1 protein-coding gene is annotated in these 272 nt (G+C 26.1%); it reads left to right on the top strand.

The window, feature by feature from the left end; genetic code table 11:
• Positions 1-223 (top strand): hypothetical protein (locus AACQ14_RS24485; RefSeq protein ID WP_339366136.1); only part of this gene is annotated, 223 nt, incomplete at its 5' end.
• Positions 224-272 lie beyond the last annotated feature (49 nt).

The following is a 272-nucleotide window of genomic DNA, read 5'->3' as shown; positions in this document are numbered from 1 at the left end:
TGCAGATACTACTATTTCGATAGTAGATATATTTAATGCTGGAAAAAGTACTATACTCATACTACCGCATGATATTTTTCGTGCTGGGTGTTATTGGTTTTGTATAGGAAAAAAAACTAAATTTGATAATAAGACTTTATTTTTAGAGTATTTGGTTGAAGGGAACAATATGGATACATATAAAATAAAAGAATATGAAATTCCTAAGGAAAATATTGAATAATGACAAAAATAATGTGTATTCAGCAATTTTAACTAAAATAATTAGGGAC

It is taken from the genome of Vallitalea maricola (assembly GCF_036985595.1).
GTDB classification, from domain to species: Bacteria; Bacillota; Clostridia; order Lachnospirales; family Vallitaleaceae; genus Vallitalea; species Vallitalea maricola.
Note: the sequence above shows the minus strand (reverse complement) of the source record. Positions and strands in the feature narration are given on the sequence as shown.